Genomic DNA, 2,500 nt, shown 5'->3' on the forward strand with positions numbered 1-2,500 from the left:
TAGCGGCGGACGGGTGAGTAACACGTGGGCAACCTGCCTGTAAGACTGGGATAACACCGGGAAACCGGTGCTAATACCGGATAATCCTTTTCCTCTCATGAGGAAAAGCTGAAAGTCGGTTTCGGCTGACACTTACAGATGGGCCCGCGGCGCATTAGCTAGTTGGTGAGGTAACGGCTCACCAAGGCGACGATGCGTAGCCGACCTGAGAGGGTGATCGGCCACACTGGGACTGAGACACGGCCCAGACTCCTACGGGAGGCAGCAGTAGGGAATCTTCCACAATGGACGAAAGTCTGATGGAGCAACGCCGCGTGAGCGATGAAGGCCTTCGGGTCGTAAAGCTCTGTTGTTAGGGAAGAACAAGTACCGGAGTAACTGCCGGTACCTTGACGGTACCTAACCAGAAAGCCACGGCTAACTACGTGCCAGCAGCCGCGGTAATACGTAGGTGGCAAGCGTTGTCCGGAATTATTGGGCGTAAAGCGCGCGCAGGCGGTCCTTTAAGTCTGATGTGAAAGCCCACGGCTCAACCGTGGAGGGTCATTGGAAACTGGGGGACTTGAGTGCAGAAGAGGAAAGCGGAATTCCACGTGTAGCGGTGAAATGCGTAGAGATGTGGAGGAACACCAGTGGCGAAGGCGGCTTTCTGGTCTGTAACTGACGCTGAGGCGCGAAAGCGTGGGGAGCAAACAGGATTAGATACCCTGGTAGTCCACGCCGTAAACGATGAGTGCTAAGTGTTAGAGGGTTTCCGCCCTTTAGTGCTGCAGCTAACGCATTAAGCACTCCGCCTGGGGAGTACGGCCGCAAGGCTGAAACTCAAAGGAATTGACGGGGGCCCGCACAAGCGGTGGAGCATGTGGTTTAATTCGAAGCAACGCGAAGAACCTTACCAGGTCTTGACATCCTCTGACACTCCTAGAGATAGGACGTTCCCCTTCGGGGGACAGAGTGACAGGTGGTGCATGGTTGTCGTCAGCTCGTGTCGTGAGATGTTGGGTTAAGTCCCGCAACGAGCGCAACCCTTGATCTTAGTTGCCAGCATTTAGTTGGGCACTCTAAGGTGACTGCCGGTGACAAACCGGAGGAAGGTGGGGATGACGTCAAATCATCATGCCCCTTATGACCTGGGCTACACACGTGCTACAATGGATGGTACAAAGGGCTGCAAGACCGCGAGGTTTAGCCAATCCCATAAAACCATTCTCAGTTCGGATTGCAGGCTGCAACTCGCCTGCATGAAGCCGGAATCGCTAGTAATCGCGGATCAGCATGCCGCGGTGAATACGTTCCCGGGCCTTGTACACACCGCCCGTCACACCACGAGAGTTTGTAACACCCGAAGTCGGTGGGGTAACCGTAAGGAGCCAGCCGCCTAAGGTGGGACAGATGATTGGGGTGAAGTCGTAACAAGGTAGCCGTATCGGAAGGTGCGGCTGGATCACCTCCTTTCTAAGGATAAAGCTGGACCTGTGAGCCAGACAAAACAGTTTGTTCGCGATCTTTGTTTGTTTAGTTTTGAGAGTGCAATTCTCTCAAACCATTCGTTCTTTGAAAACTAGATAATCGTAATGAAGAAGCAAAGTAAACATCGAGTAATCGCCATTTTAGTTTTTCTCTCTTATGTAAGTAAGAGTTATAAACCTTTTAGGTTAAGTTAGAAAGGGCGCACGGTGAATGCCTTGGCACTAGGAGCCGATGAAGGACGGGACTAACACCGATATGCTTCGGGGAGCTGTAAGTAAGCTTTGATCCGGAGATTTCCGAATGGGGGAACCCACTGTTCGTAATGGAACAGTATCTTTACCTGAATACATAGGGTATTGAAGGCATACCCGGGGAACTGAAACATCTAAGTACCCGGAGGAAGAGAAAGCAAACGCGATTCCCTGAGTAGCGGCGAGCGAAACGGGACATAGCCCAAACCAAGAGGCTTGCCTCTTGGGGTTGTAGGACACTCAACATGGAGTTACAAAGGAACGGGGTAGATGAAGCGACCTGGAAAGGTCCGTCAGAGAAGGTAAAAACCCTGTAGTCGAAACTTCGTTCCCTCCTGAGTGGATCCTGAGTACGGCCGGACACGTGAAATCCGGTCGGAAGCAGGGAGGACCATCTCCCAAGGCTAAATACTCCCTAGTGACCGATAGTGAACCAGTACCGTGAGGGAAAGGTGAAAAGCACCCCGGAAGGGGAGTGAAATAGTTCCTGAAACCGTGTGCCTACAAGTAGTCAGAGCCCGTTCATGGGTGATGGCGTGCCTTTTGTAGAATGAACCGGCGAGTTACGATCCCATGCAAGGTTAAGTTGAAGAGACGGAGCCGCAGCGAAAGCGAGTCTGAATAGGGCGTATGAGTATGTGGTCGTAGACCCGAAACCAGGTGATCTACCCATGTCCAGGGTGAAGTCCAGGTAACACTGGATGGAGGCCCGAACCCACGCACGTTGAAAAGTGCGGGGATGAGGTGTGGGTAGCGGAGAAATTCCAATCGAACTTGGA

General features: G+C 52.6%; 2 rRNA genes (1 of these 2 cut by a window edge). Both read left to right on the plus strand.

Annotated features, from left to right (window positions below):
* Positions 1-1,455, plus strand: a 16S ribosomal RNA gene (locus V7659_RS00935); the annotation flags it as partial.
* A gap of 198 nt (positions 1,456-1,653) precedes the next feature.
* Positions 1,654-2,500, plus strand: a 23S ribosomal RNA gene (locus V7659_RS00940); it runs 2,088 nt beyond the window's last position.

The sequence above is a fragment of the Neobacillus drentensis genome (genome assembly GCF_036966985.1).
In the GTDB taxonomy this organism is placed as follows: domain Bacteria; phylum Bacillota; class Bacilli; order Bacillales; family Cytobacillaceae; genus Neobacillus; species Neobacillus drentensis_E.